The 24,042-nt window shown below is 67.5% G+C and carries 18 protein-coding genes; 4 read left to right on the forward strand and 14 right to left on the reverse strand.

Annotated features, from left to right (window positions below):
- Positions 1-76: 76 nt before the first annotated feature.
- The 8 genes from KPB06_RS27900 to KPB06_RS27935 form a co-directional block, all read right to left on the reverse strand.
- A complete protein-coding gene (locus tag KPB06_RS27900) occupies positions 77-1,570 on the reverse strand; it encodes a heavy metal sensor histidine kinase (protein WP_275905867.1) in 1,494 nt (497 codons plus the stop codon).
- Positions 1,567-2,262 carry a heavy metal response regulator transcription factor gene (locus KPB06_RS27905; RefSeq protein ID WP_011547791.1) on the reverse strand — a complete coding sequence of 232 codons (696 nt, stop codon included), beginning with the start codon at positions 2,260-2,262 and terminating at the stop codon, positions 1,567-1,569. The genes KPB06_RS27900 and KPB06_RS27905 overlap by 4 nt, the downstream gene beginning before the upstream one ends.
- Before the next feature lie 34 nt (positions 2,263-2,296).
- Positions 2,297-3,793 (reverse strand): efflux transporter outer membrane subunit, encoded by a 1,497-nt coding sequence (locus KPB06_RS27910; protein WP_420831957.1) that lies wholly within the window; start codon positions 3,791-3,793, stop codon positions 2,297-2,299.
- A 5-nt stretch (positions 3,794-3,798) separates the two neighbouring features.
- Positions 3,799-5,028 carry an efflux RND transporter periplasmic adaptor subunit gene (locus tag KPB06_RS27915; RefSeq protein ID WP_275920561.1) on the reverse strand — a complete coding sequence of 410 codons (1,230 nt, stop codon included), beginning with the start codon at positions 5,026-5,028 and terminating at the stop codon, positions 3,799-3,801.
- A gap of 36 nt (positions 5,029-5,064) precedes the next feature.
- Positions 5,065-8,232, reverse strand: coding sequence for an efflux RND transporter permease subunit (locus tag KPB06_RS27920; protein ID WP_275920562.1), 3,168 nt, complete (start codon positions 8,230-8,232; stop codon positions 5,065-5,067).
- A gap of 224 nt (positions 8,233-8,456) precedes the next feature.
- On the reverse strand, positions 8,457-9,326 hold the full coding sequence (locus tag KPB06_RS27925) for an HNH endonuclease (RefSeq protein ID WP_124859092.1): 870 nt from the start codon (positions 9,324-9,326) through the stop codon (positions 8,457-8,459).
- Positions 9,323-11,008, reverse strand: a complete 1,686-nt coding sequence (locus KPB06_RS27930; RefSeq protein WP_275906027.1) for an AAA family ATPase — start codon at positions 11,006-11,008, stop codon at positions 9,323-9,325. The genes KPB06_RS27925 and KPB06_RS27930 overlap by 4 nt, the downstream gene beginning before the upstream one ends.
- Positions 11,009-11,317: 309 nt before the next feature.
- Entirely contained in the window at positions 11,318-12,061 is a 744-nt protein-coding gene (locus KPB06_RS27935; RefSeq protein ID WP_275905863.1) for a Crp/Fnr family transcriptional regulator, read from the reverse strand.
- Between the two features lie 168 nt (positions 12,062-12,229).
- Between KPB06_RS27935 and KPB06_RS27940 the strand changes: the two genes are divergently transcribed.
- On the forward strand, positions 12,230-13,882 hold the full coding sequence (locus tag KPB06_RS27940; protein WP_275905862.1) for an acyl-CoA synthetase: 1,653 nt from the start codon (positions 12,230-12,232) through the stop codon (positions 13,880-13,882).
- A 37-nt stretch (positions 13,883-13,919) separates the two neighbouring features.
- On the opposite strand, the gene KPB06_RS27945 is transcribed toward KPB06_RS27940, so the two are convergent.
- The 3 genes from KPB06_RS27945 to KPB06_RS27955 all read right to left on the reverse strand — a co-directional run bounded on the left by KPB06_RS27945 (position 13,920) and on the right by KPB06_RS27955 (position 17,204).
- On the reverse strand, positions 13,920-15,902 hold the full coding sequence (locus tag KPB06_RS27945) for a methyl-accepting chemotaxis protein (protein WP_226231483.1): 1,983 nt from the start codon (positions 15,900-15,902) through the stop codon (positions 13,920-13,922).
- Positions 15,903-16,040: 138 nt separating this feature from the next.
- Complete coding sequence (locus KPB06_RS27950; RefSeq protein WP_059574499.1) at positions 16,041-16,472, reverse strand: YqaA family protein; 432 nt, start codon at positions 16,470-16,472, stop codon at positions 16,041-16,043.
- A gap of 75 nt (positions 16,473-16,547) precedes the next feature.
- Positions 16,548-17,204: a LysE family translocator gene (locus KPB06_RS27955; RefSeq protein ID WP_060967537.1), complete on the reverse strand. Its 657-nt coding sequence runs from the start codon at positions 17,202-17,204 to the stop codon at positions 16,548-16,550.
- 284 nt (positions 17,205-17,488) lie between these two features.
- On the opposite strand from KPB06_RS27955, the gene KPB06_RS27960 reads away from it, so the two are divergent.
- Positions 17,489-17,971 (forward strand): Lrp/AsnC family transcriptional regulator, encoded by a 483-nt coding sequence (locus tag KPB06_RS27960; RefSeq protein ID WP_059574495.1) that lies wholly within the window; start codon positions 17,489-17,491, stop codon positions 17,969-17,971.
- A 427-nt stretch (positions 17,972-18,398) separates the two neighbouring features.
- On the opposite strand, the gene KPB06_RS27965 is transcribed toward KPB06_RS27960, so the two are convergent.
- Positions 18,399-18,542, reverse strand: coding sequence for a hypothetical protein (locus KPB06_RS27965; RefSeq protein WP_226134863.1), 144 nt, complete (start codon positions 18,540-18,542; stop codon positions 18,399-18,401).
- A gap of 245 nt (positions 18,543-18,787) precedes the next feature.
- Positions 18,788-20,437, reverse strand: a complete 1,650-nt coding sequence (locus tag KPB06_RS27970) for an IclR family transcriptional regulator (RefSeq protein ID WP_059574492.1) — start codon at positions 20,435-20,437, stop codon at positions 18,788-18,790.
- A 177-nt stretch (positions 20,438-20,614) separates the two neighbouring features.
- Between KPB06_RS27970 and KPB06_RS27975 the strand changes: the two genes are divergently transcribed.
- The gene (locus tag KPB06_RS27975; RefSeq protein WP_059574490.1) at positions 20,615-21,574 is read left to right on the forward strand and encodes an MBL fold metallo-hydrolase; all 960 of its coding nucleotides are present in this window, start codon (positions 20,615-20,617) and stop codon (positions 21,572-21,574) included.
- 186 nt (positions 21,575-21,760) lie between these two features.
- Positions 21,761-23,125, forward strand: a complete 1,365-nt coding sequence (locus KPB06_RS27980; protein ID WP_059574488.1) for an MFS transporter — start codon at positions 21,761-21,763, stop codon at positions 23,123-23,125.
- On the opposite strand, the gene KPB06_RS27985 is transcribed toward KPB06_RS27980, so the two are convergent.
- Entirely contained in the window at positions 23,122-23,922 is an 801-nt protein-coding gene (locus KPB06_RS27985) for an SDR family NAD(P)-dependent oxidoreductase (protein WP_059574673.1), read from the reverse strand. The genes KPB06_RS27980 and KPB06_RS27985 overlap by 4 nt on opposite strands.
- Between the last annotated feature and the right edge of the window lie 120 nt (positions 23,923-24,042).

The following is a 24,042-nucleotide window of genomic DNA, read 5'->3' on the forward strand; positions in this document are numbered from 1 at the left end:
GAAAGTCGCATCGAGACTACGGGCGCCGCGTCGGTCCGTATTGAAGAAAACTGCCCTCGGCGGCGCGCGGCCGCCGTCAGTGCAGTGCGCCCGGCGCGTGCGCCGGGCGAGCGCCGTGGAGATCGGCCGGATTCGCCGAATCGGTGGAATCGGTGGAATCGGGCGGGCCGGCGGCGTCGCCCGGACGCAGCGGCCCGCCCGAGCCGGGCTGCGTCGACACCGAGAAGCCGAACGTATTGACGCCGCCCGAGCACGCGACGAACACGCCGCCGCCGTGCATCTCCGCCACGGCCTTGACGATCGACAGCCCGAGCCCGTGGTTTTCCTTGCTGTTCGCGCGCGCTTCCTCGAGCCGGTAGAAACGTTCGAACACGTGCGAGCGCTGCACCGGGTCGATCGGCTCGCCCGGGTTCGACACGGCCATCTCGACGAGCGTGCCGCGGTGCGTGATCGTCACGTTCAGCGTCGCGCCGGGCGCCGAATGCTGGATCGCGTTGATCAGCAGGTTCGTCATCGCGCGGCGGAACAGCGACGGATCGACGGCCGCGCGCGCATCGCCGTGCAGTTCGGCGCGCAACCGCGCCTCGTCGAGCGGGATTTCGAGGAAGTCGAGCATGCGCCGCACCTCGTCGGCCAGCGACACGTCCTTCAGGTCGGTCGCGCGTTCGCCGCGATCGCTGCGCGACAGGAACAGCATGTCGTTGATGATCACGCGCAGCCGCTCGAATTCCTCGAGGTTCGACTGCAGCGTCTGGCGCATCCGGTCGACCGAGCGGTCGCGGCTCGTCAGCGCGACCTGGGTCTGGCCGATCAGGATGCTGATCGGCGTGCGCAGCTCGTGCGCGACGTCCGCGTTGAACGCTTCGAGCCGCGCGTAGGTTTGCTGGATGCGTTCGAGCGCGCCGTTGAACGACGTCGCGAGATCGCGCAGCTCGGTCGGCAGCGCGTCGGTGTGCAGGCGCTGGCGGCGGTTCGTCGCGCTCACGCTCGCCGCGTCCTGCGACAGCCGGTCGAGCGGCGCGAGCCCGAAGCGCGCGACCGCGCGACTCAGCAGCAGCGTGATCACGGTGGCCGTCGCGATCAGCGCGGCCAGCGTCCAGCCGAAGCGGCGCAGCATCCGCTGCGTACGCTCGCACGACGTCGCGACGACGAGCTGCAGCGTCGGCCGTTCGCCGGCGCCGGCCAGCGTGACGGTTTTCGTCATCACCGCGTAGCTGCTGTCGTTGAGCTGGTAGCGCTGGAACGCGCCGAACGGCGGATCGAGCGGCACGCCGTTGACCGGGCTGCCGAAGCGGAACGCGGGGTTGTCGCTGATTACCTGGTAGTGCGTCGAGCCGTCGGGCGGTTCGAGATCGGCGAGCTTTTCCTGCATCAGGCGGCCGCGCGCGGCCGTGGTCGCGTGCGACACGATCATCGCGGCGACTTTGGCGCGCGTGTCGAGCGTCGCGCGCAATTCGGCGAACAGTTGCCGTTCCATCATCACGAACAGCCCGCAGCCGACCAGCGTGAACACCAGCAGCGACACGATGCCGAACATCGCCGAGAGCCGCAGGATGATCGAGCGTTTCATGCGCGCCGCTCCGTGTCGCCGTCCTCGCGCGCCTCGAGCACGTAGCCCATCCCGCGGATCGTGTGCAGCAGCTTCTCCGCGAACGGACCGTCGAGTTTCGCGCGCAGGCGCTTGATCGCCGTCTCGACGACGTTCGCGTTGCTGTCGAAGTTCACGTCCCACACGAGTTCGGCGATCGTCGTCTTCGACAGCACCTCGCCGCTGCGCCGCGCGAGCACGCCGAGCAACTGGAATTCCTGCGCGGTCAGGTCGAGCCGCGCGCCGTCGCGGGTCGCGCGGCGGCCGATCAGATCCACGCGCAGGTCGCCGATCGAGATCAGCGTCGATTCCTGCACGCGCGCGCGGCGCGTCAGCGCGCGCAGCCGTTCGATCAGCTCGAGGAACGAGAACGGCTTGGTCAGGTAGTCGTCGGCGCCGCCGCGCAAGCCTCGCACGCGGTCGTCGACGCGATCGCGCGCGGTCAGCATGATCACGGGCGTCTGCTTCTGCGCGCGCAGCGCACGCAGCACGCCGAAGCCGTCGAGCTTCGGCAGCATCACGTCGAGCACGACCACGTCGTAGTCGAATTCGACGGCTTTCCACGCGCCGTCCTCGCCGTCGAGCGCGGTATCGACGACCCAGCCTTCCTCGGTCAGGCCGCTCTTCAGGTATTCGACGACTTTCGGTTCGTCTTCGACGATCAGCACTTTCATAGGTTCGTTGTCCGCGTAACCGGTTAAGGGCAGGTCAAGGGCCGACGCCCGCGCCGCGCCGCGGGGCCGCCGACGCGACGTCGGACGGCGGGGCGCCGTTCACCGCATCGCCGTCCCAGCCGCCGCCGAGCGCCTTCGCGAGAAACACGACGAGCGCCGCGCGCTGGCCCTGGATCTGCACGGCCTGGCGCTCGCTCGTCAGCAATTGCTGCTGGGCCGTCAGCACGTCGATGAACGGCGTCAGGCCGCCCGCGTAGCGATCCTGCGCGAGCGACACGAGCTTGCGCGCGTCGTCGACGGCGGCCGATGCCTGCTGCGCCGCCTGCGCCAGCACCGACAGGCCGGTTACCGCATTCTGCACCTCCTGGAACGCGGTGAGCACGGTCTGCCGGTAGCTGGCCTGCGCGGCGACGTAGCCGGCCTGCGCGAAATCGACGCCGGCCTTCAGCTTGCCGCCTTCGAACAGCGGCTGGCTGAGCGATCCGCCGACCGACCACAGCAGCGCCGGCACGGTGAACAGGCCCGCGAAGCGCGTCGCATCCCAGCCGATGTCGGGCGACAGCGTGATGCGCGGGAAATACGCGGCGCGCGCGACGCCGATCTGCGCGTTCGCGGCGGCCATCGCGCGCTCGGCCGACGCGACGTCGGGGCGCCGCTGCAGCAGGTCGCTCGGCATGCCGGTCGGCAGCGCGGGCGCGTTGATCGGCACCACGCGCGCCGGCAGCGAGAATTCGGGGGCCGGCGTGCCGACCAGCGTCGCGATCGCGGTTTCGACCTGCGCGCGCTGCTGGATCAGCAACTGCACCTGCGTGCGCGTCGCGTCGAGCTGCGCGCGCTGCTGCAGCAGGTCGAGGCCCGACACCGCGCCGAGGTCGTGGCGCGCGCTCACGTAATCGAGCGCTTTCTGCTGCAACGCGATCGAGCGCTTGACGACGTCGATCTCGGTGTCGAGCTCGCGCAGCGTGAAATAGCTCGACGCGAGATCGGCGCTCAGCACGAGGCGCGCGTTCGCGAAATCGTCGCGCGCCTGCTCGCTGTTCGCCTGTGCCGATTCAACGTTGCGCCGCACGCGGCCGAACAGGTCGAGTTCGTAGCTGACCGCCGCGCCGACCTGGATCTCGTTCTGCACGGTCGACATGCTCTTCGTCGCGTAGTTGGTCTGCGGCCGGTCGGCGGAGATCTTGAAGCGCTGGCCGCTCGCGTTCAGCCCGACGGCCGGATACTGCGCGGACGCGACCGACGCGAGCGTCGCCTTCGCCTGATCGTAGCGCGCGGCCACCGCCTTCAGGTTCTGGTTGTTGCGCAGCGCGTCGCCTTCCAGCGCGTCGAGCTGCGTGTCGCCGAACGCGGTCCACCAGGCCGGATCGAGCGGCGCGCGGGCCGGCGCGGCCGGGTGCCAGTATGCGTCGGCCGGGTCGAGCCGCCACGCGGCCGGCGTGTCGACGGCCGGGCGTTGGTAGTCCGGGCCGACCGTGCAGCCGGCGAGGGCGACGGCGGCGGCGAGCGCCGCGGGCCGCACGCGGGTGCGTATCGCACTCACGACTTCGCTCCCGCGGCGCCGGAGGCCGGCTGCGCCGCCGGCGCCTGCACGACGACCCGGTCGCCAGTCGCGAGCGCGTCGCCCGGGTTCGCGACGAGGCGGTCGTTCGGCGTGATCGGCCCGTCGACTTCGAGCGTCTGGCCGATCGTGCGCACGACCGTCACCTGTTTCAGATGAACCTGGCCGTTCGCATCGACGGCCGCGACCGTCGGGCCTTCGGCGCGGAACAGCAGCGTATTGGCCGGCACCTGCAGGCGGCCGACCGGCGTCATCGGCAGCGTCGCCTGCACGTACGCGCCGGGCAGCAGCCGCCCGTCCGGGTTCGGCAACGTGATCTCGATCTGCAGCGAGCGCGTCGCGACGTCGATTGCCTGCGACGTGCGCGTGATCGTGCCGTCGAAGGTCCGGCCCGGCAGCTCGGCCTGCGCGACGCTCACGTGCTGGCCGACCTTCACCTGCTGCGCATACGCCTGCGGCACCTGCACGTACAGGCGCAGCCGGTCGGCCTGCACGACCGTGAACAGCGCGCGGCCCGCGTTGCCGGAATTGACGAGATCGCCGACGTCGACGTTGCGCTGCGTGACGATCCCGTCGATCGGCGCGACGATCCGCTGGAAGCCTTTCAACTCGGTGAGGCGGCGCATGTTCGCATCGGCCGCGGCGAGGGTCGCGGCGCCCTGGCTGAACGCGCCTTGCCGGTCGTCGAGTTCCTGCTGCGACACGGCATCGCGCTGGCGCAACTGCTGCGCGCGATCGAACGACGTCTTCGCGAGCGCGAGCGCCGCTTGCGCCTGCTGGCGTTGCGCGGTGGCCTGCGCGAGTTCCTGGTTCAGCTCGGGCGTGTCGAGTTCGGCGAGCGTTTGCCCCTGCTTCACGTGCGCGCCGATGTCGGCCTGCCAGCGCAGCACGTAGCCGCTGGCGCGTGCATGGATCGGCGACTCGACGAAGCCGCGCAGCGTGCCGGGCAACGTCAGCTTGCCGCCGCTGGCCGCGTCGACCGGATGCACGACGCTCACATATTGGCGCGTGTTCTGCTCGGCGACCGCGTCGAGGTGATGCCGGTTCAGCACGTTGACGACGATGGTGCGCGCGGCGCCCGCCACCAGCAGCACGCAGATCACGATCAGGACGATCCGTCCGCGTCGCGACACCGACGCGCGCGCCGGCAGGTGCATGCCGTGTTCGTCCACCTGGATGCCGACGGCGCTGTGATGTTTCTCTTCCATGAATTCAACCAATTCAACCGGGTAGTGGGGCGAAAATCAGTGTCCGGCCTGGCGCGCGCGCCGCCGGGCCAGCCGCGCATGCACGCCGCCGAACACGAGCGGCACGAACAGCAACGTCGAAACGGTCGCGAACAGCAGCCCGCCGATCACCGCGCGGCCGAGCGGCGCGTTCTGCTCGGCGCCTTCGCCGAGACCGAGCGCCATCGGCACCATCCCGATGATCATCGCGAGCGCCGTCATCAGCACCGGCCGGATCCGCGTCGCGCCGGCCTCCAGCGCGGCCGTGAGCGGCGGCGCGCCGGCCGCGAGCCGTTGCCGCGCGAACGATACGACAAGAATGCTGTTCGCGGTCGCGACGCCGACCGTCATGATCGCGCCCGTCAGCGCGGGCACGCTCAGGTGCGTGCCGGTGACGAACAGCATCCACGCGATGCCGGCGAGCGCGGCCGGCATCGCGCTGATGATGATCAGCGGGTCGAGCCACGACTGGAAATTGACGACGATCAGCAGGTAGACGAGCACGATCGCCATCGCGACGCCCGCGCCGAGGCCGAGATACGACGTGCGCATCGTCTCGATCTGGCCGCGCATCGCGAGGGCGGTGCCGCGCGGCAGCGTCGCGCGCGCGTCGGCCACGATGCGGTCGATCTCGCCCGCGACCGCGCCGAGATCGCGGCCCTCGACGCTCACGTATACGTCGATCGCCGGGCGGATGTTGTAGTGCGTGATCACGGCGGGGTTCGCGGTACTGCGCACCTGCACCAGGTTGCCGAGCAGTTGCAGCGGCGTGCCCGTGCGGCCGCTGGCGGAGATCGGCGTGCCGAGCAGATCGTCGACCGACGACAGATTGTATTGCGGGGTCTGGATCTGCAGCGGGTACTGGACGCCGGTGCGCGGGTTGATCCAGAACGACGGCGTCGTCTGCGAGCTCCCCGACAGCGAGATCAGCATGTTCTGCGCGACGTTCTGCGCGGAGAGATTGAGCTGCTGCATGCGCGTACGGTCCATGTCGGCCAGCAGGGTCGGTTCGTCGTTGCGTTGCAGTACATGCACGTCGACGGCGCCGGGGATTTGCCTGATCTTTTTCATCAGGCCGCTCGCAATGGTCATGTTACTCGCGAGATCGTTGCCGAGCACCTGCACGTCGATCGCGGCCGGCTGCCCGAAGTTGAGGATCTGCGTGATGATGTCCGACGGCTGGAAGAAGAACTCGACGCCCGGGAAGCGCTGCGGCAGCAGCGTGCGCAGTGTCTGCACGTAGTGCCCGGTCGCGCGGTGGCCGGGCTTCAGCGCGATCAGCAGCTCGCCGTCGAGCGTGCCGATCGTGCCGGCGTTGCTGTACGACAGGTTGATGCCGCTGACCGGCAGGCCGAGGTTGTCGACGATCGCGCCGAGCTCGTCGGGCGGCACGGTTTCGCGGATCACGCGTTCGACCTGGTCGGCGAGCCGCGCGGTTTCCTCGATCCGGTAGCCGGTCGGCGCGCGCACGTGCAGCCGGAGGTTGCCGGAATCGGCGTTCGGGAAGAAGTCGCGGCCGAGCACGAACACGAGGCCCGTCGACAGCACGCAGAAGCCGAGGAAGCACAGCGCGTAGAAACGGCGGCGCACGAGCAGGATGCTCAGCAGCACGATGTACCACGCGCGCAGCCGTTCGAACGCATGGTTGAACGCGTGATGGATGCGCGCGAAGCGCGACGTCGAAGGGCCGGGGCCGGTGCTCGCCTGCTGCGGGCGGAACAGCAGCATCGCGAGCGTCGGCACCAGCGTGCGCGACAGCACGTACGACGCGAGCATCGCGAATACCACGGCTTCCGCGAGCGGCACGAACAGGAAGCGCGCGACGCCGGTCAGGAAGAACATCGGCACGAACACGATGCAGATGCACAGCGTCGACACGAGCGCCGGTACCGCGATCTCGCCCGCGCCTTCGAGAATCGCTTCGTGCAGGTTCGTACCGAGATGGAGATGCCGCTCGATGTTCTCGATCGTGACGGTTGCATCGTCGACGAGAATGCCGACCGCGAGCGCGAGCCCGCCGAGCGTCATGATGTTGATGGTCTCGCCGAGCGCGGACAGCGCGATCAGCGACGTGAAGATCGACAGCGGGATCGAGATTGCAATGATCAGCGTGCTGCGCCAGTTGCCGAGGAACAGCAGGATCATCATCGCGGTCAGCACGGCGGCGATCAGCGCCTCGTGGATCACGCCCTGGACGGCTGCGTTGACGAACACCGACTGGTCGAACAGCGGCGTGATCGTGAGCCCCTCGGGCAGCGTCGGGATCACCTTCGGCAGCAGCGCCTTCAGGTCGGACACGACCTTGAGCGTCGACGCGTCGCCGCTTTTCAGGATCGAGATCAGCACGCCGCGCTGGCCGTTCTGGCGCACGACGTTGGTCTGCGGCGCGAAGCCGTCGCGCACCGCCGCGACCTCGCGCAGGTAGGTCGTCGCGCCGTTGATCGTCTGGACCGGCAGGTTGCCGATGTCGGCGACCGTATCGGCCGACGCGTTCGTGTCGATCCGGTATTCGGTCTGGCCCATCTTCGCGGTGCCGGTCGGCAGCACGAGGTTCTGCGCGTTGACCGCGTTGACGATGTCGGCCGGCGTGAGGCCCTTCGCCTGCAGCGCCTGCGGGTCGAGGTCGATCGCGACCACGCGCGTGCGGCCGCCGTACGGGAACGGAATCTGCACGCCGGGCACGGTGATCAGCTGCGGGCGCAGGAAGTTGAGCGCGATGTCGGCGAGCGACTGCTCGCTGAGCGTCTTGCTCGACAGCCCGAGCTGGATCACCGGGATGCTCGACGCGGAATAGGTGATCACGAGCGGCGGCGTCGCGCCCTGCGGCATCTGCCGCACGATCGCCTGCGCGGACGACACCGTCTGCGCGATCGCTGTCTGCACGTTCGCGCCCGGTTGCAGGAACACCTTGACGACCGCGATGCCGGGCAACGACGTCGATTCGACGTGCTGGATATTGTTGACGGTCGTCGTCAGGATCCGTTCATGCACGGACGTGATGCGGTTCGTCATCTCCGTCGCGGAGAAGCCGTTGTAATTCCAGATCACGCTGATCACGGGGATGTTGATCGCGGGCAGCACGTCGACCGGTGTGCGCATCAGCGCCAGCGGGGTGGCCAGCACGATCATGATGGCCATGACGATGAACGTGTAGGGGCGCCTGAGCGCGAGATTGACGATCCACATGGAGGCGGCGGGACAGGCGGTGATCGGGCGGCGGTGAAGGGAACCCGAATGATAGGCGTCGGCCCGCAACGGGTTACTGTCGCGAAACTGGCGGAATTGTCAGGTTGGGGCGTGGCGGCTGTCGACGGCCGCCTGCCCGGCGGATCCGCTACGAAGCCGGTATCAATATAGCGGCCGTCGCCGCCCGCGCCTATTGGGGCGATGCTCGATGTCGACGGCAGCTGTCAGCAGTTCAGTTCGCCAAACTCGACGATTTGCGGGGCCGGCTTGCGCGGAGCCAAACTTTCCAGATGGCTGATGATCGCGGGGTTGCGCAACATCCCTTTGAAAAACGCGGTTCGCCAGTCCCGCCCGGTTGTGGGCGCGTCGTCCGGCTGTTCGCCGACGCGTAATTGAAACGCCAGTTTGACGTCGAATTTCTTGGCCGCGATCTTGTTCTTCCATCTGACGTACTCGCGATGGCAGAAACAGGCAATCCGGCTGCGAATCTTGAGTTCCTCGAAGTGTGTCGAGAGCCGTGTCTCCAGGGCGGAGTCGATTGCCGCGAGCTTGACGAAGCCAATGGCGAAGTCGGGACCGTGATCCGAGAGCGTCACGTTGATCCTGAACCCGATATTCGACAGCAGGTCGCTGTACATCGGATGAAGGAACATTGCGGTCTTGCGCGTCGCGCAGTAGTAGCGCCTGCCCTTGATCGGTGCGCAGCCTCGACATTGCGGAATCAGATTGTTGGGGTAGATCGAGAATTCCGGCCAATCCTCCTTCGGCATGAAATGATCGAGCGTATCGGGTATGAAAGGCGAGCCGCAGGAAGGGCACTCGGCGAGACCGTGATCGTTCCGCCTGGCCTTGAGCTCGGCATTCAGGGCGGACGGCGGATTTTCATAAAAATCGACGAGCAGCGCGCGGACCCGCGCGAACCGGCTCGGGTCCGGCGCATCGGCGTGGCTGGCGATGCACGCGTCGTAGTGCCCATACCGGGTGACGAGCCCGCATGCCTCCGCGGCGAGGTCCTCCACATCGTCCTTCGACGAGGCTACGGCAAGCTGGAGCCAGTCGTCGTCGCGAACCAGCATGTCGTTCAGGTATTTCATTCGGGTTCCTCGAAGGTCACCTTCGAGTCGTCCTCGAATTTCGCGGTGATGTAGGCCAGCGCATCATCGCCGATCTGCTGACCGATGGCCAGGATGGCGTGCTCGACCGAGCCGTACGAGGTGACGACGCGATCCAGCGTTTCCTCGTAGGGTTTCTTGATGCGATAGTCGTCGAAGGCTTCTCCGATGATCAGGTCGATCGGTGCGCCGAACGTTTCGAATCCGGGGCGCGACGATTGGGTCCGCCCGTCGACATGTCGCAACAGGGTGATGCCGTCGCGTTCCACTTCGCGCGCCATGACCGACGAATGGGTCGCGATGATCGCGTTCGACGTCGTTTTGGTCAGCAGATACTTGACCATGTTGATGAGGCCGATTTCCATCGTCGGATGCAGATACAACTCCGGTTCGTCGATGATCAATAGGCTTTCCTCATCGATTTCCGCGACCAGGCAGGGCAGCAGATACGAGTAAACGCGTTGGCCCGAACTGAGGCTCAACGCACGGCCGTCCTTGTTGAACGTGATCCCTTTCTCGAAATCGATGCTGGTTTTACGCTCGCGAATCGTTTTCCTCGACGCGGATTCCTCTTTCCGGAATTCGAGCTTGCCGCCGTCACAGGTCGACAACGACAGGCAATCGAAATCGATCGACAGCCTGAGCGTGTCGAACAATCGGTCGAACCGGCTGTCCTCGGTCCACCACAGGTTGTCGTTGTCGTACTCCATGATCTTCACCAGCGACTTCGCGCTGTGCTCTTTCGGCCAGGACAGAGAGAACGCGTTATCGTCGTTCTTGAACCCGATATAGGAATACTCGTTCACGTACAACTGCTGTCGCTCATGACGATCCTTCTGCGACGGCGCGACGGTGTCCGGCAACGCGTAGTGTTCGCGCAGGCGGTCGATCAGCGCATTCTTGGTGTCGAAATCCTCGAACGGAGAATGAGCCGCCACGATCACTTTGTGAAAGTACGGCCAGCTCTGGCCATTGGCGGCAAGCCCCGCGATGTGGTCGACGATGCGGCGAAGGATGGTTGTCTTGCCGACACCGTTTTTCCCGATGACCAGGTTGATATTGGTGCGCCCGAGCGCTCGCTCATTGTCGAAATTGAAGGTGACGGGGTCGAAGGTTTGCGGCAGGTCGTCGACCGTGATGTCGAATTTCTTTTCCGGAATATAGCGGCCGAGCGCAATCTGCTTGCCCTTTTTCAGGATGGCCCGTGCGGCCGTGCCGTCCCGGAACAGCGAACCGGAAAATCCGGGCCATGTGCTGTATTGCGGAAATTGGACGTAGTTGTAGCTGGCGTCGCAAATGCCGTCGAGATAGGTCAGCGCGTCGTCGGAGAGGGCTTTGCGCAGGCGCTGGTAGTAGTCGATGTCGCTCGCGAGCGAAACGACCTTGTCGGGTTTGAGCAGGTCGGTAATATCGATGCTTTTCCCGTCGGGTGTTCCATGTTCGATGAAATATTTCGACGTATCCTGGTAGCCATTGACCAGAACCTTGATTTCCCCGAAAGACTGCCGCTGGCGATTGTGAGATCGATGTACCTGAAACGTGACGATGTAATCGAAGTCGTCCCAGGGCGCGCGATAGTGCGTTCCGACGTGGTCTTGAAGAAGATGAAAACCTTCCAGCGACTCGATGTCGAAGTCGGTCGAATAAAAGAACTTTATTTTCATTGATGACACGCGATCTTCGTTCTGGTTATGTCGAGTAACAGCGACGGCTCGCGCTGCTTGCGACGAAAAGCGAACCGGCATCGGAAAGCCGGGTATTGCGCGTCGATCCTCGACGAATAATTATCTTAAATTAACGGCGCGCCGACGGCATTATTGAGACTATTCTTCGGATAAATTCGCGGGGCGGCCCGGCCGGAGGCCGGTGTAACTCGATTTACTCTAGGCCGGGCAGTTTTTGCACGGACGACCGTCATCGGGCGCCAACCCGTCTTGGAAGCGACGGACGGCTCGTGGTCGACCGAACCGCGTTCAGATCTGCTCCATGCCGAAACGCGCGAGCGCATCGAGATCGACGACCCCGATCTGGTTGTACGCGAGCCGCAGCGCGCCGAGCTTCTCGAGCTGCTGCAGCGCCTGGTTGATCCGCTGGCGCGACACGCCGACGAGCATCCCCAGTTCCTCCTGCGAGATCGACAGCGACGGGCCGGTATCCGGATACAGCGCGGGGTTGAAGAGCTGCGCGAGCGCCTGCGCGACACGAGCGTCGACGTCGAGCAGCCGGCTGTTCTGGATCGACGCGATGAATTCGCCCATCCGGTTGTTCAACTGATGAATCACGAAGCGCGTGAACGGCAGGCTCGTGTCGAGCAGCGCATGGAACGTGTCGACCGGCACGAACAGCACGGTCGAGCGCTGGATCGCGACGACCTCGTATTTGCGTAGCTCGCGCTTGATCACGCTGCCTTCGCCGAACCAGCCGCCCGACGGCACGCCGGAGAACGTGCAGCCGCGCCCCGATACGTTGAAGATCGCGAGCTTCAGCAGCCCCCGATGGACGCCGATCCAGTATTCGGACGGCGCGAGCCGGTGCGCGATCACGTCGCCGGCGTCGCACTGCGCGACGTGCGACTGGGCGAGCACGAGCGCCTGGTGTTCGGGCGCCAGCGTGCGGAACCACGCGCACTGGCCGAACAGCGTCGCCAGCGGCGGCAACGGGCCCGGTTCGGGAAGCGTGTCGGCCGGGTCGGCGGCCGCGTCGAGGTGGTCGTGCATGGATGCGGGTTTGCGAGGATAGGGATAACGCGCAGCGCTCGCGCGGCACTCTGTCGTTTCGATGACAGACGGCTCACAATATCGCCCGTTAGGCTGTCGGCAATTGAACCACATCAAAACGATCCGGGGTGCATGCGCCCCGGTCGACAGAACACGGGAGACAGGATCATGACGCAGATGTTCGAGGCCGGGCTCGGCCGCCGCGACGCCAACTACGTACCGCTCACGCCGATCGATTTCCTGATCCGCGCGGCCGAAGTCTACGGCGAGCGCCTCGCGATCGTGCACGGCGACGTGCGGCGCACGTGGGGCGAAACCTGCACGCGCGCGAAGCAACTGGCGAGCGCGCTCGCGCAGGCCGGCGTCGGGCGCGGCGACACGGTCGCGGCGCTGCTGCCGAACATCCCGGCGATGGTCGAGGCGCACTTCGGCGTGCCGATGGCCGGCGCCGTGCTGAACACGATCAACACGCGGCTCGACGTATCGTCGGTGCTGTTCATGCTGCGTCACGGCGAGGCGAAGGTGCTGATCGTCGACACCGAATATGCGGAGCTCGCGCATCGCGCGGCGCTCGAGGTGCCGGGCCTGAAGATCGTCAGCGTGGCCGACGCGATGCCGGCCGACCCCGACCGTTTCGCGGGCGCGACCGACTACGAGGCGTTCGTGGCCGGCGGCGACCCCGACCATGCATGGACGCCGCCCGCCGACGAATGGGACGCGATCGCGCTGAACTACACGTCCGGCACGACGGGCGACCCGAAGGGCGTCGTCTACCACCATCGCGGCGCGTATCTCGCGGCGATCAGCAACATCCTCGAATGGGACATGCCGAAGCACGCGGTGTATCTGTGGACGCTGCCGATGTTCCACTGCAACGGCTGGTGTTTCCCGTGGGCCGTCGCCGCGCGCGCGGGCGTGAACGTGTGCCTGCGCAAGTTCGACGCGAAGACCGTGTTCGACCTGATCCGCCGCGAGCGCGTCACGCATTACTGCGGCGCGCCGATCGTGCAGAGCGCGATCGCGAACGCGCCGGCCGAGTTGCGCGAAGGCATCGACCACACGGTGCACGCGATGGTCGCGGGCGCGGCGCCCGCGCCGGCCGTGATCGCCAAGATGAAGGAGATCGGCTTCGACCTGCTGCACGTGTACGGGCTGACCGAGGTCTACGGCCCGGCGACCGTCTGCGCGAAGCAGGCGCACTGGGATGCGCTGCCCGACGAGGAACGCGCACGGCTCAATGCGCGCCAGGGCGTGCGCTACCACCTCGAAGCGGGCGCGACGGTGCTCGACCCCGACACGATGACGCCGGTGCCGCCCGACGGCGAGACGCTCGGCGAGATCATGTTCCGCGGCAACATCTGCATGAAGGGCTACCTGAAGAACCCGAAGGCGACCGACGAGGCGTTCCACGGCGGCTGGTTCCATACCGGCGATCTCGCGGTGCTGATGCCGGACGGCTATATCCGGATCAAGGATCGCAAGAAGGACATCATCATCTCGGGCGGAGAGAACATCTCGAGCATCGAGGTCGAGGACGCGCTGTACCGGCATCCGGCCGTGGCCGTGGCGGCCGTCGTCGCGATGCCCGACCCGAAATGGGGCGAGGTGCCGTGCGCGTTCGTCGAGCTGCGCGAAGGCGCGAGCGCGACCGAGGCGGAAATCGTCGCGCACTGCCGGCAACTGCTCGCGGGCTTCAAGGTGCCGAAGGCCGTGCGCTTCGGCGAGCTGCCGAAGACCTCGACCGGCAAGATCCAGAAGTTCCAGTTGCGTCACGCGGTCGGCTCGAACACGGCGATCGACCTGGCGGGCGACAAGAAGTAGGCAGCGCACCCGGCCGTGGCCGATCATCGGGCGTCGGTCACGCGCCGCGTTCGAGCCGGAACACGCTGACGGCGTCCGACAGTTGCGCGGCCTGCTCGCGCAGCGCGACGGCCGCGCGCTCGGCATCCGAAATCAGCGTCGCATTCTGCTGCGTCGCTTCGCCGATCTGCGTGACGGCCAGGTTCACCTGCTCGATGCCGGTCGATTGCTCGCGCGACGCGGCGCTGATCTCGCCGATCAGCGTGCGCACCTGGTCGACCCGCGCGACGATGTCGCGCATCGTGCCGCGCGCGGCGTCCGCGATCCGGTAACCCTGTTCGACGGTCGTCGACGATTCGGCGCTCAGCGCGTCGATCTCCTTGACCGCGGCCGCGCTGCGCTGCGCGAGCGCGCGCACCTCGGCCGCGACCACCGCGAAGCCCTTGCCGTGCTCGCCCGCGCGGGCGGCCTCGACGGCCGCGTTCAGCGCGAGGATGTTGGTCTGGAACGCGATGCCTTCGATCGCGCCGGTGATCTCCGCGATCCGGCGCGTCGCGCGGCCGATGTCGTCCATCGTCGCGACCACGCGCTGCACCGCGGCGTCGCCGTTCGTCGCGGCGGCCGATGCGTCCGCGACCAGCGCGTTGGCTTGCGCCGCATGCTCGGCGCTCTGCTGCACGGCGGCGGTGATCTGCTCCATGCTCGCGGCCGTCTGCTCGACGCTGCTCGCCTGCGTCGCGATTCGCGCGGCGATGTCGCTGCTGCCCGCCGCGATGCCGACCGTGCCGTGCGCGATGTCGGCCGCGCCGTTGCGCACCTGCGCGACGATTCGCGCGAGGCCGTCGCCGATCCCGTCGACCGCCTGCACGAGCCGGCCGATCTCGTCGTTGCCCGCGCTGCCGTGCGCGGCCGCGCCGTCGCGGATGCGCACGCTGAGATCGCCCGCCGCATAGCGCTCGGACGCGCGGGCGGCGGCTTCCAGCGGCCGGCTCACGACGCGTCGCACGACGATGACGAACAGCATCGCGAACGCGGCGACGAGCGCGGCGCCGATCATCAGGAAGCGGTTGCGGGTGGCGCGCATCGTGGCGAGCAGTTCGTCGTCGAGCGCGATGCCGCCGACGAGCCATTGCCACTGCGGAATCGTCGTGAAGGACACGAATTTCGCGGTCGGCCCGGCGTCGTGCGCGGCCGGGTCGGTCGACGTGTACGCGAGCCGGCCTTGGGCCGCCGCGAGCATCTGCGCGTAGGGCGCGCGCGTGTCGTCGGCCCGTTGGCCCGCCGCGTCGGGATGCACGACGAAGGTGCCGCGCGACGGCCCCTGCGATGCGTCGAGCACGAAGTAGTAGCCGTTGTCGCCGATCTTCAGCGCGCGGATGCCGTCTTCGACGAGCTTGAGTTCGGCGCCGATGTCGAGACCGACGAACAGCGCGCCGATCACGCGGCCGCTCGCATCGGTCACCGGCTTGTACTGCGTGATGTACGGCCGGCCGAACAGCTTCGCGAGGCCCGTGTAGCTGCGCCCGGCGACGAGCGGCGCATATGCGGGGCCGGCGCGGTCGAGCTTCGTGCCGACGGCGCGCGCGCCGTCCTGCTTCTTCAGCGACGTCGTGATGCGCACGAAATCGTCGCCGTCGCGCGCGAAGATCGTCGCGATCGCGCCGCTTTTCTTCAGGAACTGGTCGGGAATCGAGTAGTCGAGGTCGAGCGGCTGGCCACCCGCGAGCAGCGTCGGCGCGGCGACGCCGCCGATATCGACGGTGCGGGCCGGGTCGAGCGAGAAATCGGCCGGCAGGAAGCTCGCGAACAACGACATCGAGCGGCTGGCTTCGGCGCTCAGTGCCTTGTCGAACAGGTCGACCATCGCGCGGATCGACTGCTCCTTGTCGTCGATCCGCTGATGCGCTTCGTCGGCGAGCTGCTGGCCGGCGAAATGGGCGAGCGTCCACGCGAACACGGTAAACAGCAGGGCGACGAGCGCGCACGCCAGCGCGGCCAGACGCGCGCCGACGCTCACTCGGCCCGATTGGGTCATTCTCATGAGACATCCTGAGTAGGAGTGAGAGGAGGCGGAACGCACGCGTCACCGCTCGTGGACCCGTTAATACGGCAACTTTCGCGAAATCTTTAGCGGGCGTCGCAGATCACGGGCCCGCAGGCGGGCGAGGGGAGGCGGAGATCAGTGCGTGACGACCCACGCGACGGCCAGATAGCGGCCGACCTTCGCGATCGTCACGATGACGAGAAAGGTCGGCAGCGGCTCGCGCAGCACGCCGGCGATCATCGTCAGCGGATCGCCGATCACCGGCGCCCAGCTCAGCAGCAGCGACCAGCGGCCGTAGCGCGCGTACCAGCGCTCGGCGCGCGCGAGCGCGGACGGCTTGACCGGAAACCAGCGGCGCTCGCGGACGTGCTCGATGCCGCGCCCGAGCGCCCAGTTGATCGCCGAGCCGGCGACATTGCCGATGCTCGCGACCAGCACCAGCGCCCACACGGGTTCGCGCCCGGCGAGCAGCAGGCCGGCGAGCACGGCTTCGGACTGGAGCGGAAACAGGGTCGCGGCGACCATCGACACGGCGAACAGGCCGCCGTAAGTGAGCAATTCGGACATCGCGCGATTGTACTGGCGGCGTCGCCGCCGGTGCGGGGTGTCGCGGTCGCGTGGAAACGAACGCGTCGGCGGTTCTCAGTTCCAGCCGACCATGATCGCGCCCATCCCGACGAGCAGCCCGCCCGTTACGCGGTTCATCGCGCGCATCCGCGCCGGCCGCTGCAACGCGCGGCTCAGCCGGTGCGAGAACAGCGCCATCGACGCGACGCCGCCCGCGAACAGCAGCGCGAACGTCGCGGCGAGCAGCAGGTATTGAAGGTTCAGGCTCCAGTCGGCGTTCGGGCTGATGAACTGCGGAAAGAACGACGGAAAGAACAGCAGCGTCTTCGGGTTCAGCCCGGAAGTCGCGACGCCACGCCAGAACAGCGCGCGCCCGCTGTCGGTGTCCGGCGCGGCGCTTGCCGTTGCGGCGCCGGTGTCGGCCGGTGCCGCGGCTGCGCCGGCCGGCGTGCGGCTCAGCCATTGCTTGCCGCCGAGCCAGACGAGATATGCGGCGCCGGCCCAGCGCAGCACGGTCAGCGCATGTTCGTCGAGGTGGACCAGCGAATTCAGGCACAGCGCGGTCAGCGCGAGTTGCAGCAGCACGGCGAGCGTGCCGCCCCAGACGCACGGCAGCGCGCGGCGCCAGCCGGTGCGCAACGCCTGGTTCATCGTGAGCAGGTTGACCGGGCCGGGCGCATAGATGAGGACGACGGAAGCGGCGAGGAACGACAGATAAAGCTTGAACGACATACGGACTGGCAAGGAACGGGGAAGCAGGCACCGGCCCCGCACGCGGTCGGATAGGCGTGCGGGCGGCGGGGGATCGCATGCCTGCCGGCCGGCGCCGCAACTCGTGATTGCGGCCGTGCGTCCCGCTGCGACGGGTGATCGCGGGGAGCGTGCCGGGCAGCAGGCATGGAGAAAATGTATCAAGCGGCCCGGTTAAAAGGCTTCCTGTTTTCCAGCAAAACGGCGCTGAAACCGGAATGGCGTTCAGATAGAATCGGGTTTTTCAGTAGAAGATTCTTCTCGTCATGGCTACCCGCGAACGCACGCCGAAAACGCTCGACAATCAGGACCGCAAGATCCTGGGTGCATTGCAGAAAAATGCGCGCCTGTCGAATGCAGAACTCGCCGAACAGATCGGCATGTCGACCACCGCCTGCTGGAACCGCACGCGGCAACTCGAACTCGACGGCTACATCGACGGCTATGTCGCACTGGTCAACCAGCGCAAGCTCGGCTACGCGGACATCGTGGTCCTCGAAGTCACGCTCGATCGCCACGAGGACGACGCGCTGGCGCGCTTCGGCGCCGAACTGGCGGCGCTGCCGGAGGTGCTCGAGGCGTATCTCGTGTCGGGCGAATACGACTACTGGATCAAGGTGGCGGTGGACGGCACGGCCGGCTACGAACGCTTTCTGCGGGAAAAGCTGTACCGGATTTCGAGCATCCGGCATAGCCGCTCGATGTTCGCGCTGCGATGCATGAAGGACGTGCCTTCGATTCAGGTGTGACGGGGGAATTGCGGGCGAGGCCGTTGTCGCGGCGGGCGGCGATGCGGCTTGGCGCTTGCGCGGAGGAAACCGGCGCAGGGCCGACAGGAAGGGCTCGCCGGGGAAAGGGCCCGCGGATACACGAAAACGGATGAATCTTCCGTCCGCGATGGCCGGGCACAATCGCGCGCCGGCGGGGAATGGTTTCTCGCCGAAGCGACCGGTTTACAGCAATCCGCGCCGATAACGGATGAATCGGCGCCGGTATCGGCCTGAAACACGGCTTCTCAAGACGATCTTGAAACGCTCGCCGCGCGGTGAGCGCATTCGGCGGGTTGCGCCCGGCCTCTTGCTACACGACCGGCGCGGCAACAGCCGCTGCCGGCGTGCGTCAGCGCAAGCGGATCAGGCGGCCGGCGCTCCGGCGGCCGGCAATCCGGCTGCCCGCTCAGCGCGGCAGGCGCGCGTGTGCTTCAGCGATGACTTCGCAGTTCTCGAGGTGCAGTGCCCAGGCTTCCGCCAGCAGCTCGCCAACACGTGCGAGCCAGCCAGTGGATTGGGTGGAACGATCGGAGACATTAGACGTTTGCATGACGAAGCCCCATATAGGTGGCGAGTTAGGGATAACCCTAATCATAGCGAAACGTCACCGCTTTGTGAAATTCGATTTCGTTATATGGGAATTCCTGACAATTTATGTTGCTGCTGCGCAACATGAATATTGGCCGCCGCGGCGTGCGGATAGGCGTGACGAGGCCGTGCCGGCACGGCCTCGCGGGGAGAAAGAAAGGGATTCGAGAGAAGGGATTCGAGCGTCCGTTCGGGAAAAGGGTGCGATTACCGGCCGATCCACCCGAAGCGCCAGGACAGCCGCCGCGTCGCGGCCCGCAGCGTCTGCGCCAGCTCGCTGTCCGGCCCGCGCGGGAAGCCGCGCGACGAGCCGATGATTGCGATCACGAGCCGGATGCTGCCGGTGTGATCGAACACGGGCGCGGCGATCGTCCCGATGCCGGGCACCGGCGCGTCGAACGCGAAATCGAGTTCGTCCGCGCGGATCGCCGCGAGCCGCGCGCGGAAGGCCGCGTCATCCGGCGCGACGGGCGCGCCGGCGAGGCGCACGGGCTCGTTGGCGAGCAAGTCGGCCAGCACGTCGTCGGACATGCCGGACGCGAAGAGCCGGCCGATCGCCGTATTGACGAGCGACATCACGGTGCCGACCTGCAGGCTCACGTGCTGCGGCCGCGCCGATTCCTCGAGCCGGATCACGGTCGGCCCGAGCGGCCCGAGCGTCGCGGCGGCCACGCTCATGTCGGTCGCGCCGGCGAGCGCGACGATCTCGGCTTCCGCGTCGCGCGTCGGCGATACGCGCTGCATCGCGATCAGGCCGAGCGCCTGCGCGAGCGGGCCGCCGTCGAAGCAGCCGGCGTCGTCGCGGCTCAACAGGCCGATCTTCTGCAGGCTGACGAGATGCGGAAACGCCTTCGCGGCCGGCATGCCGGCCGCCGTCGCGAGATCGCGCAGCGGCAGCGCGCGGCCCGCCGAGACCAGCGCGAGCAGCAAGTCGCCGGTGCTGTCGAGGGCATTGATCCCGCGTTGCGCTTTCGCGTCGTCGGCGAGCGCGGGCGGCACGCGCGCCGCGGCCAACGCCGGCGCGGGCGTCGGTTCCGCATCCACCGCGCCGAGCGACGCGGTCGCCTGACGCGCCGCGTCGCGCAAGGCCGCCGCGATCGGCCCGTTCCAGTCGACATCGATCGATCCCGTCGAACCGATCACCGTCAACGCGAGTTGCAGGCGCCCGTGTGCATCGAAAACAGGCACGCACATCCCGCTGACGCCGGGGCTGGGCCGGTCGATGCTGCGGTCGATGCCGCGCGCGCGGATCGCGTCGAGTTCGACGTGCTGTGCATCGGCGTCCGGCGCGGCCGGCTCGCGTTCGGCGCCGGCGAGCGTATCGCCCGCGCCGGCCTGGCTGGCCGCCATCGCGTCGAGTTGCGCGGCGTCGCCGAACGCGCGGAACACGCGGCCGGTTGCCGTTGTGTCGAGCGACATCACCGAACCGACGTGCAGGTTCACGTGTAACGGATAGCCGCCGTGCTCGATGCGCACGATCGTCGGGCCGAGCACGCCCGGCACCGACAACGCGACGCTCAGGCCGACCGTTTCCGCGAGCCGCACCGCATGCGGCAGCGTCGCGCGATAGGCCGGCTGGCGCTCGATCGACATCAGCCCGAGCCGCAGCGACAGCGGGCCGGGCTCGTAGTTGCCGGTGATCGCGTCGCGTTTCACGAGCGCGAGCCGCGTCAGGCTCACGAGATAGGTGTGCGCCTGCGCGGTGGAGAGGTCGGCCGCCGCGGCGAGCTCCGACAGCCCGAGCGGCTTGCGCCGGCGCGCGAGCGCGTCGAGCAGCCGGCCGCCGACCTCGACACTCTGGATGCCGCGCTGCGCCTTGGGCGGCGCATCGTCCGCGCTGACTTCGTGGTTCTGCACGCGATGATTCTTCCGTTGACGAAACCCCGCATGGTATCCGACGCCATTTCTCGCGCCAGCCCGCAGGTTTACCCGTATTAGACAATAGCAAGCGTGTTTGCCATTGACAAATATTCGATGCGGGCAGATGATCCGCTCATTCCCCTCAACACATGGCTCGCAGCCACGGAACGCACAATGGCCAAAGCATTCGCCTCCCAAGCCGATCTGGAAGAGAAGAAAGTCACCTGGACGCAGCTGTCCGAGAACGCGTACGCGTACACAGCCGAAGGCGATCCGAACTCCGGCGTGATCATCGGCGACGACAGCGTGCTGATCGTCGACACGACCGCGACGCCCGCGATGGCGCAGGACCTGATCGCGAGGATCCGCAGCGTGACCGACAAGCCGATCAAGCACGTGGTGCTGTCGCATTACCACGCGGTGCGCGTGCTCGGCGCGTCCGCGTATTTCGCCGAAGGCGCGCAGCACGTGATCGCGAGCCGCGGCACGTACGAGATGATCGTCGAGCGCGGCGAGGCCGACATGAAGTCGGAGATCGAGCGCTTCCCGCGCCTGTTCGCCGGCGTCGAGACGGTGCCGGGGCTGACGTGGCCGACGCTCGTGTTCGAGCGCGAGATCACGCTGTTTCTCGGCAAGCTCGAAGTGAAGATCATGCACGTCGGCTCGGGCCACACGAAGGGCGACACGATCGTGTGGCTGCCGTCGCAGAAGGTGCTGTTCTCCGGCGACCTCGTCGAATACGACGCCGCGTGCTATTGCGGCGACGCGCAGCTCGAACAGTGGCCGGCCACGCTCGAGGCGCTGCGCGCGCTCGGCGCCGAGAAACTCGTCCCGGGCCGCGGCCCCGCGCTGCTGAATCCGGCCGAAGTGAACAAGGGCCTCGACTACACGAAGGATTTCGTCACGACGCTGCTCGCGCAGGGCCGCAAGGCCGTCGAGCGCAATCTCGACCTGAAGGCGGCGATGGCGCTCACGCGCGAGGCGATGGACCCGAAGTTCGGCCACGTGTTCATCTACGAGCACTGTCTGCCGTTCGACGTGTCGCGCGCGTTCGACGAAGCGAGCGGCATCACGCATCCGCGCATCTGGACCGCGCAGCGCGACAAGGAGATGTGGGCCGCGCTCCAGGAGTGAATCGCTCAAGGCGGCGGCGCGGTGTTCAGATGACCGCGCCGCCGTTTCCCTGACGGTTGCGGCATTCGCGGCGGCATCGCGCCGCGGAGCCGGCGGCCGTATCCGGTCTCACAAGAAAGCAGGGCGCACGCACGCCCTCGGAGACTGCCGCGCGCTCGACATCGCGCGGCCCGTTTGGAGAGAGACATGCCCCAATCGCTTCCCGCCGAAGCGACGCTCGCGCACGCCAGCGCTTCGGCTTCCGTATCCGACTCCGCAATCGGCGACGCGCTGCTGTTCCGCAAGATCGCGTGGCGGATCGTTCCGTTCCTGTTCCTCTGCTACGTCGTGTCGTTTCTCGACCGCATCAACATCGGCTTCGCGCAGTTGCAGATGAAGCACGACCTCGGCTTCAGCGATGCGATGTACGGCCTCGGCGCCGCGGTGTTCTACGTCGGCTACGTGTTCTGCGAAGTGCCGAGCAACATGCTGCTCGCGCGGTTCGGCGCGCGCCGCACGTTCACGCGGATCATGCTGCTGTGGGGCCTCGCGTCGACCGGGATGATGTTCGTGTCGCAGCCGTCGCATTTCTACGTGCTGCGCTTCCTGCTCGGCGTGTTCGAGGCCGGCTTCTTCCCCGGCATCGTGCTGTACCTGACCTACTGGTTTCCCGCGAACCGGCGGGCGGCGGCGATCTCGGTGTTCTTCGCGGGCGTCGCGGTGGCCGGCGTGCTCGGCGGGCTGTTGTCCGGCTGGATCATGCGCGACATGAGCGGCGTGCTCGGGCTGCACGGCTGGCAGTGGATGTTCGCGATCGAAGGCGCGCCGGCGATCCTGCTCGCGTTCGCCGCGTTCACGTTGCTCGTCGACCGGCCGCGGGACGCCACGTGGCTCACGGCCGACGAAAAGGCGCGCGTCGCCGCGCTGTGCGCCGAAGGCCGAGCACCCGGCGGCGCGCACGACGGGCGCAGCGTGATGGCCGCGCTCGCGAACCCGCGCGTGTACCTGTTCGCGTTCATCTATTTCTCGCTGACCTGCGCGTCGCTGACGCTCAACTTCTGGATGCCGCTGATGATCCGCGACTTCGGCGTGACCGACGTCGTCGCCGTGAGCCTCTACACGGTCGTGCCGAATGCGGTGGGCGCGGTGGGGCTGGTGCTGATCGCGCGCCGCTCGGACCGCACCGGCGAGCGCCGCAAGCACTTCGCGTGCTGCACGATCGGCGGCGGCCTCGCACTCGCGGCGCTGACGCTGCATCTGCACAGCTTCGCTGCGATGCTCGCGTGCCTGTCGATCGCGGCGACGCTGATCTTCGCCGCGCTGCCGATCTTCTGGGCCGTGCCGACCCGCTACCTGTCCGGCAACGCGGCCGCGGCCGGGATCGCGCTGATCAGCAGCATCGGGATCACGAGCGGCATCGTCAGCCCGTGGGTGATCGGGATGATCCGCACGCGCACGGGCAGCATGGATCTCGCCGTGTACCTGCTCGCCGCGCTGCTGGTCGCGAGCGGGGTGGCGCTGATGCTCGGCGTGCGCGCCGCCCCGCGCGGCGCGGGCCCCGCCGCCAACTAGCGCGCCGCGGTGTAACGCGGCGCGGGCGTATCGGCCGACAAATGCGGCGCCATCGTGCGGCGCGCGGCCTCGTACGCCTCCCATTCGTCGCCCGCGTGCAGCGACGGGATCGTCACGAGTTCGCCTCGATCGAACCCGACCAGGGCGGCATCGACCATGTCCTGTGCGGTCATTACGATTTCCTTCGGCAGATGCTCGAGCGGCAGGCCGCCCGTCTGCCAGAAATCGGTGGCCGTTGCGCCGGGCAGCACGGCCTGCACCTGCACGCCCTGCTCGGCGAGTTCGTGATGCAGCGACTGGCTGAACGCGAGCACGAACGCCTTGCTGCCGCCGTACACGCCGTTCAGCGTTTCCGGCGAGATCGCGACGATCGACGAAATGTTGATCACCGCGCCGCGGCCGCGTGCGACGAAGCCGGGCACGGCCGCATAGGTCAGCCGCGTGAGCGCGGTCACGTTCAGGTCGATCATCCGCGTCATCGCGTCGACGTCGCTGTCGAGCAGCGGCGCATGCGTGCCGACGCCCGCGTTGTTCACGAGCAGCGTGATGCTCGCGTCCTGTTTCAGCTTCGCTTCGACGGCGGCGAGCGCCGCGCGGTCGTTGAGGTCCGCGTCGACGATCTCGACGCTGCGCCGCGTGTCGTTCGTGATGCGGTCGGCGAGGGCGTTCAGCCGGTCGCGGTTGCGCGCGACCAGGATCAGGTCGTAGCCGCGGCGCGCGAGGCGGTCCGCGTAGACGGCGCCGATGCCCGACGACGCGCCGGTGATGAGGGCGGTACCGCGATGTGCTTGCGTCATGATGTGCTCCGTTTCGATGAGGGTGGCCGGATGGCGTGAACGCATTCTGGCCTCGACGCGCCGCGACATAAATGACGTAGATGGGTATGATTTCGGACATCGGGCCAATCGGCACACGAT

It is taken from the genome of Burkholderia semiarida (assembly GCF_029268935.1).
Classification (GTDB): Bacteria; Pseudomonadota; Gammaproteobacteria; order Burkholderiales; family Burkholderiaceae; genus Burkholderia; species Burkholderia semiarida.

Coding starts and splice junctions, on each gene's coding strand:
- KPB06_RS27900 (WP_275905867.1), bottom strand. CDS start 1,570: ATGAAACGCTCGATCATCCTGCGGCTCTCGGCGATGTTCGGCATCGTG.
- KPB06_RS27905 (WP_011547791.1), bottom strand. CDS start 2,262: ATGAAAGTGCTGATCGTCGAAGACGAACCGAAAGTCGTCGAATACCTG.
- KPB06_RS27915 (WP_275920561.1), bottom strand. CDS start 5,028: ATGGAAGAGAAACATCACAGCGCCGTCGGCATCCAGGTGGACGAACAC.
- KPB06_RS27920 (WP_275920562.1), bottom strand. CDS start 8,232: ATGTGGATCGTCAATCTCGCGCTCAGGCGCCCCTACACGTTCATCGTC.
- KPB06_RS27925 (WP_124859092.1), bottom strand. CDS start 9,326: ATGAAATACCTGAACGACATGCTGGTTCGCGACGACGACTGGCTCCAG.
- KPB06_RS27930 (WP_275906027.1), bottom strand. CDS start 11,008: ATGAAAATAAAGTTCTTTTATTCGACCGACTTCGACATCGAGTCGCTG.
- KPB06_RS27935 (WP_275905863.1), bottom strand. CDS start 12,061: ATGCACGACCACCTCGACGCGGCCGCCGACCCGGCCGACACGCTTCCC.
- KPB06_RS27940 (WP_275905862.1), top strand. CDS start 12,230: ATGACGCAGATGTTCGAGGCCGGGCTCGGCCGCCGCGACGCCAACTAC.
- KPB06_RS27945 (WP_226231483.1), bottom strand. CDS start 15,902: ATGAGAATGACCCAATCGGGCCGAGTGAGCGTCGGCGCGCGTCTGGCC.
- KPB06_RS27950 (WP_059574499.1), bottom strand. CDS start 16,472: ATGTCCGAATTGCTCACTTACGGCGGCCTGTTCGCCGTGTCGATGGTC.
- KPB06_RS27955 (WP_060967537.1), bottom strand. CDS start 17,204: ATGTCGTTCAAGCTTTATCTGTCGTTCCTCGCCGCTTCCGTCGTCCTC.
- KPB06_RS27960 (WP_059574495.1), top strand. CDS start 17,489: ATGGCTACCCGCGAACGCACGCCGAAAACGCTCGACAATCAGGACCGC.
- KPB06_RS27965 (WP_226134863.1), bottom strand. CDS start 18,542: ATGCAAACGTCTAATGTCTCCGATCGTTCCACCCAATCCACTGGCTGG.
- KPB06_RS27975 (WP_059574490.1), top strand. CDS start 20,615: ATGGCCAAAGCATTCGCCTCCCAAGCCGATCTGGAAGAGAAGAAAGTC.
- KPB06_RS27980 (WP_059574488.1), top strand. CDS start 21,761: ATGCCCCAATCGCTTCCCGCCGAAGCGACGCTCGCGCACGCCAGCGCT.
- KPB06_RS27985 (WP_059574673.1), bottom strand. CDS start 23,922: ATGACGCAAGCACATCGCGGTACCGCCCTCATCACCGGCGCGTCGTCG.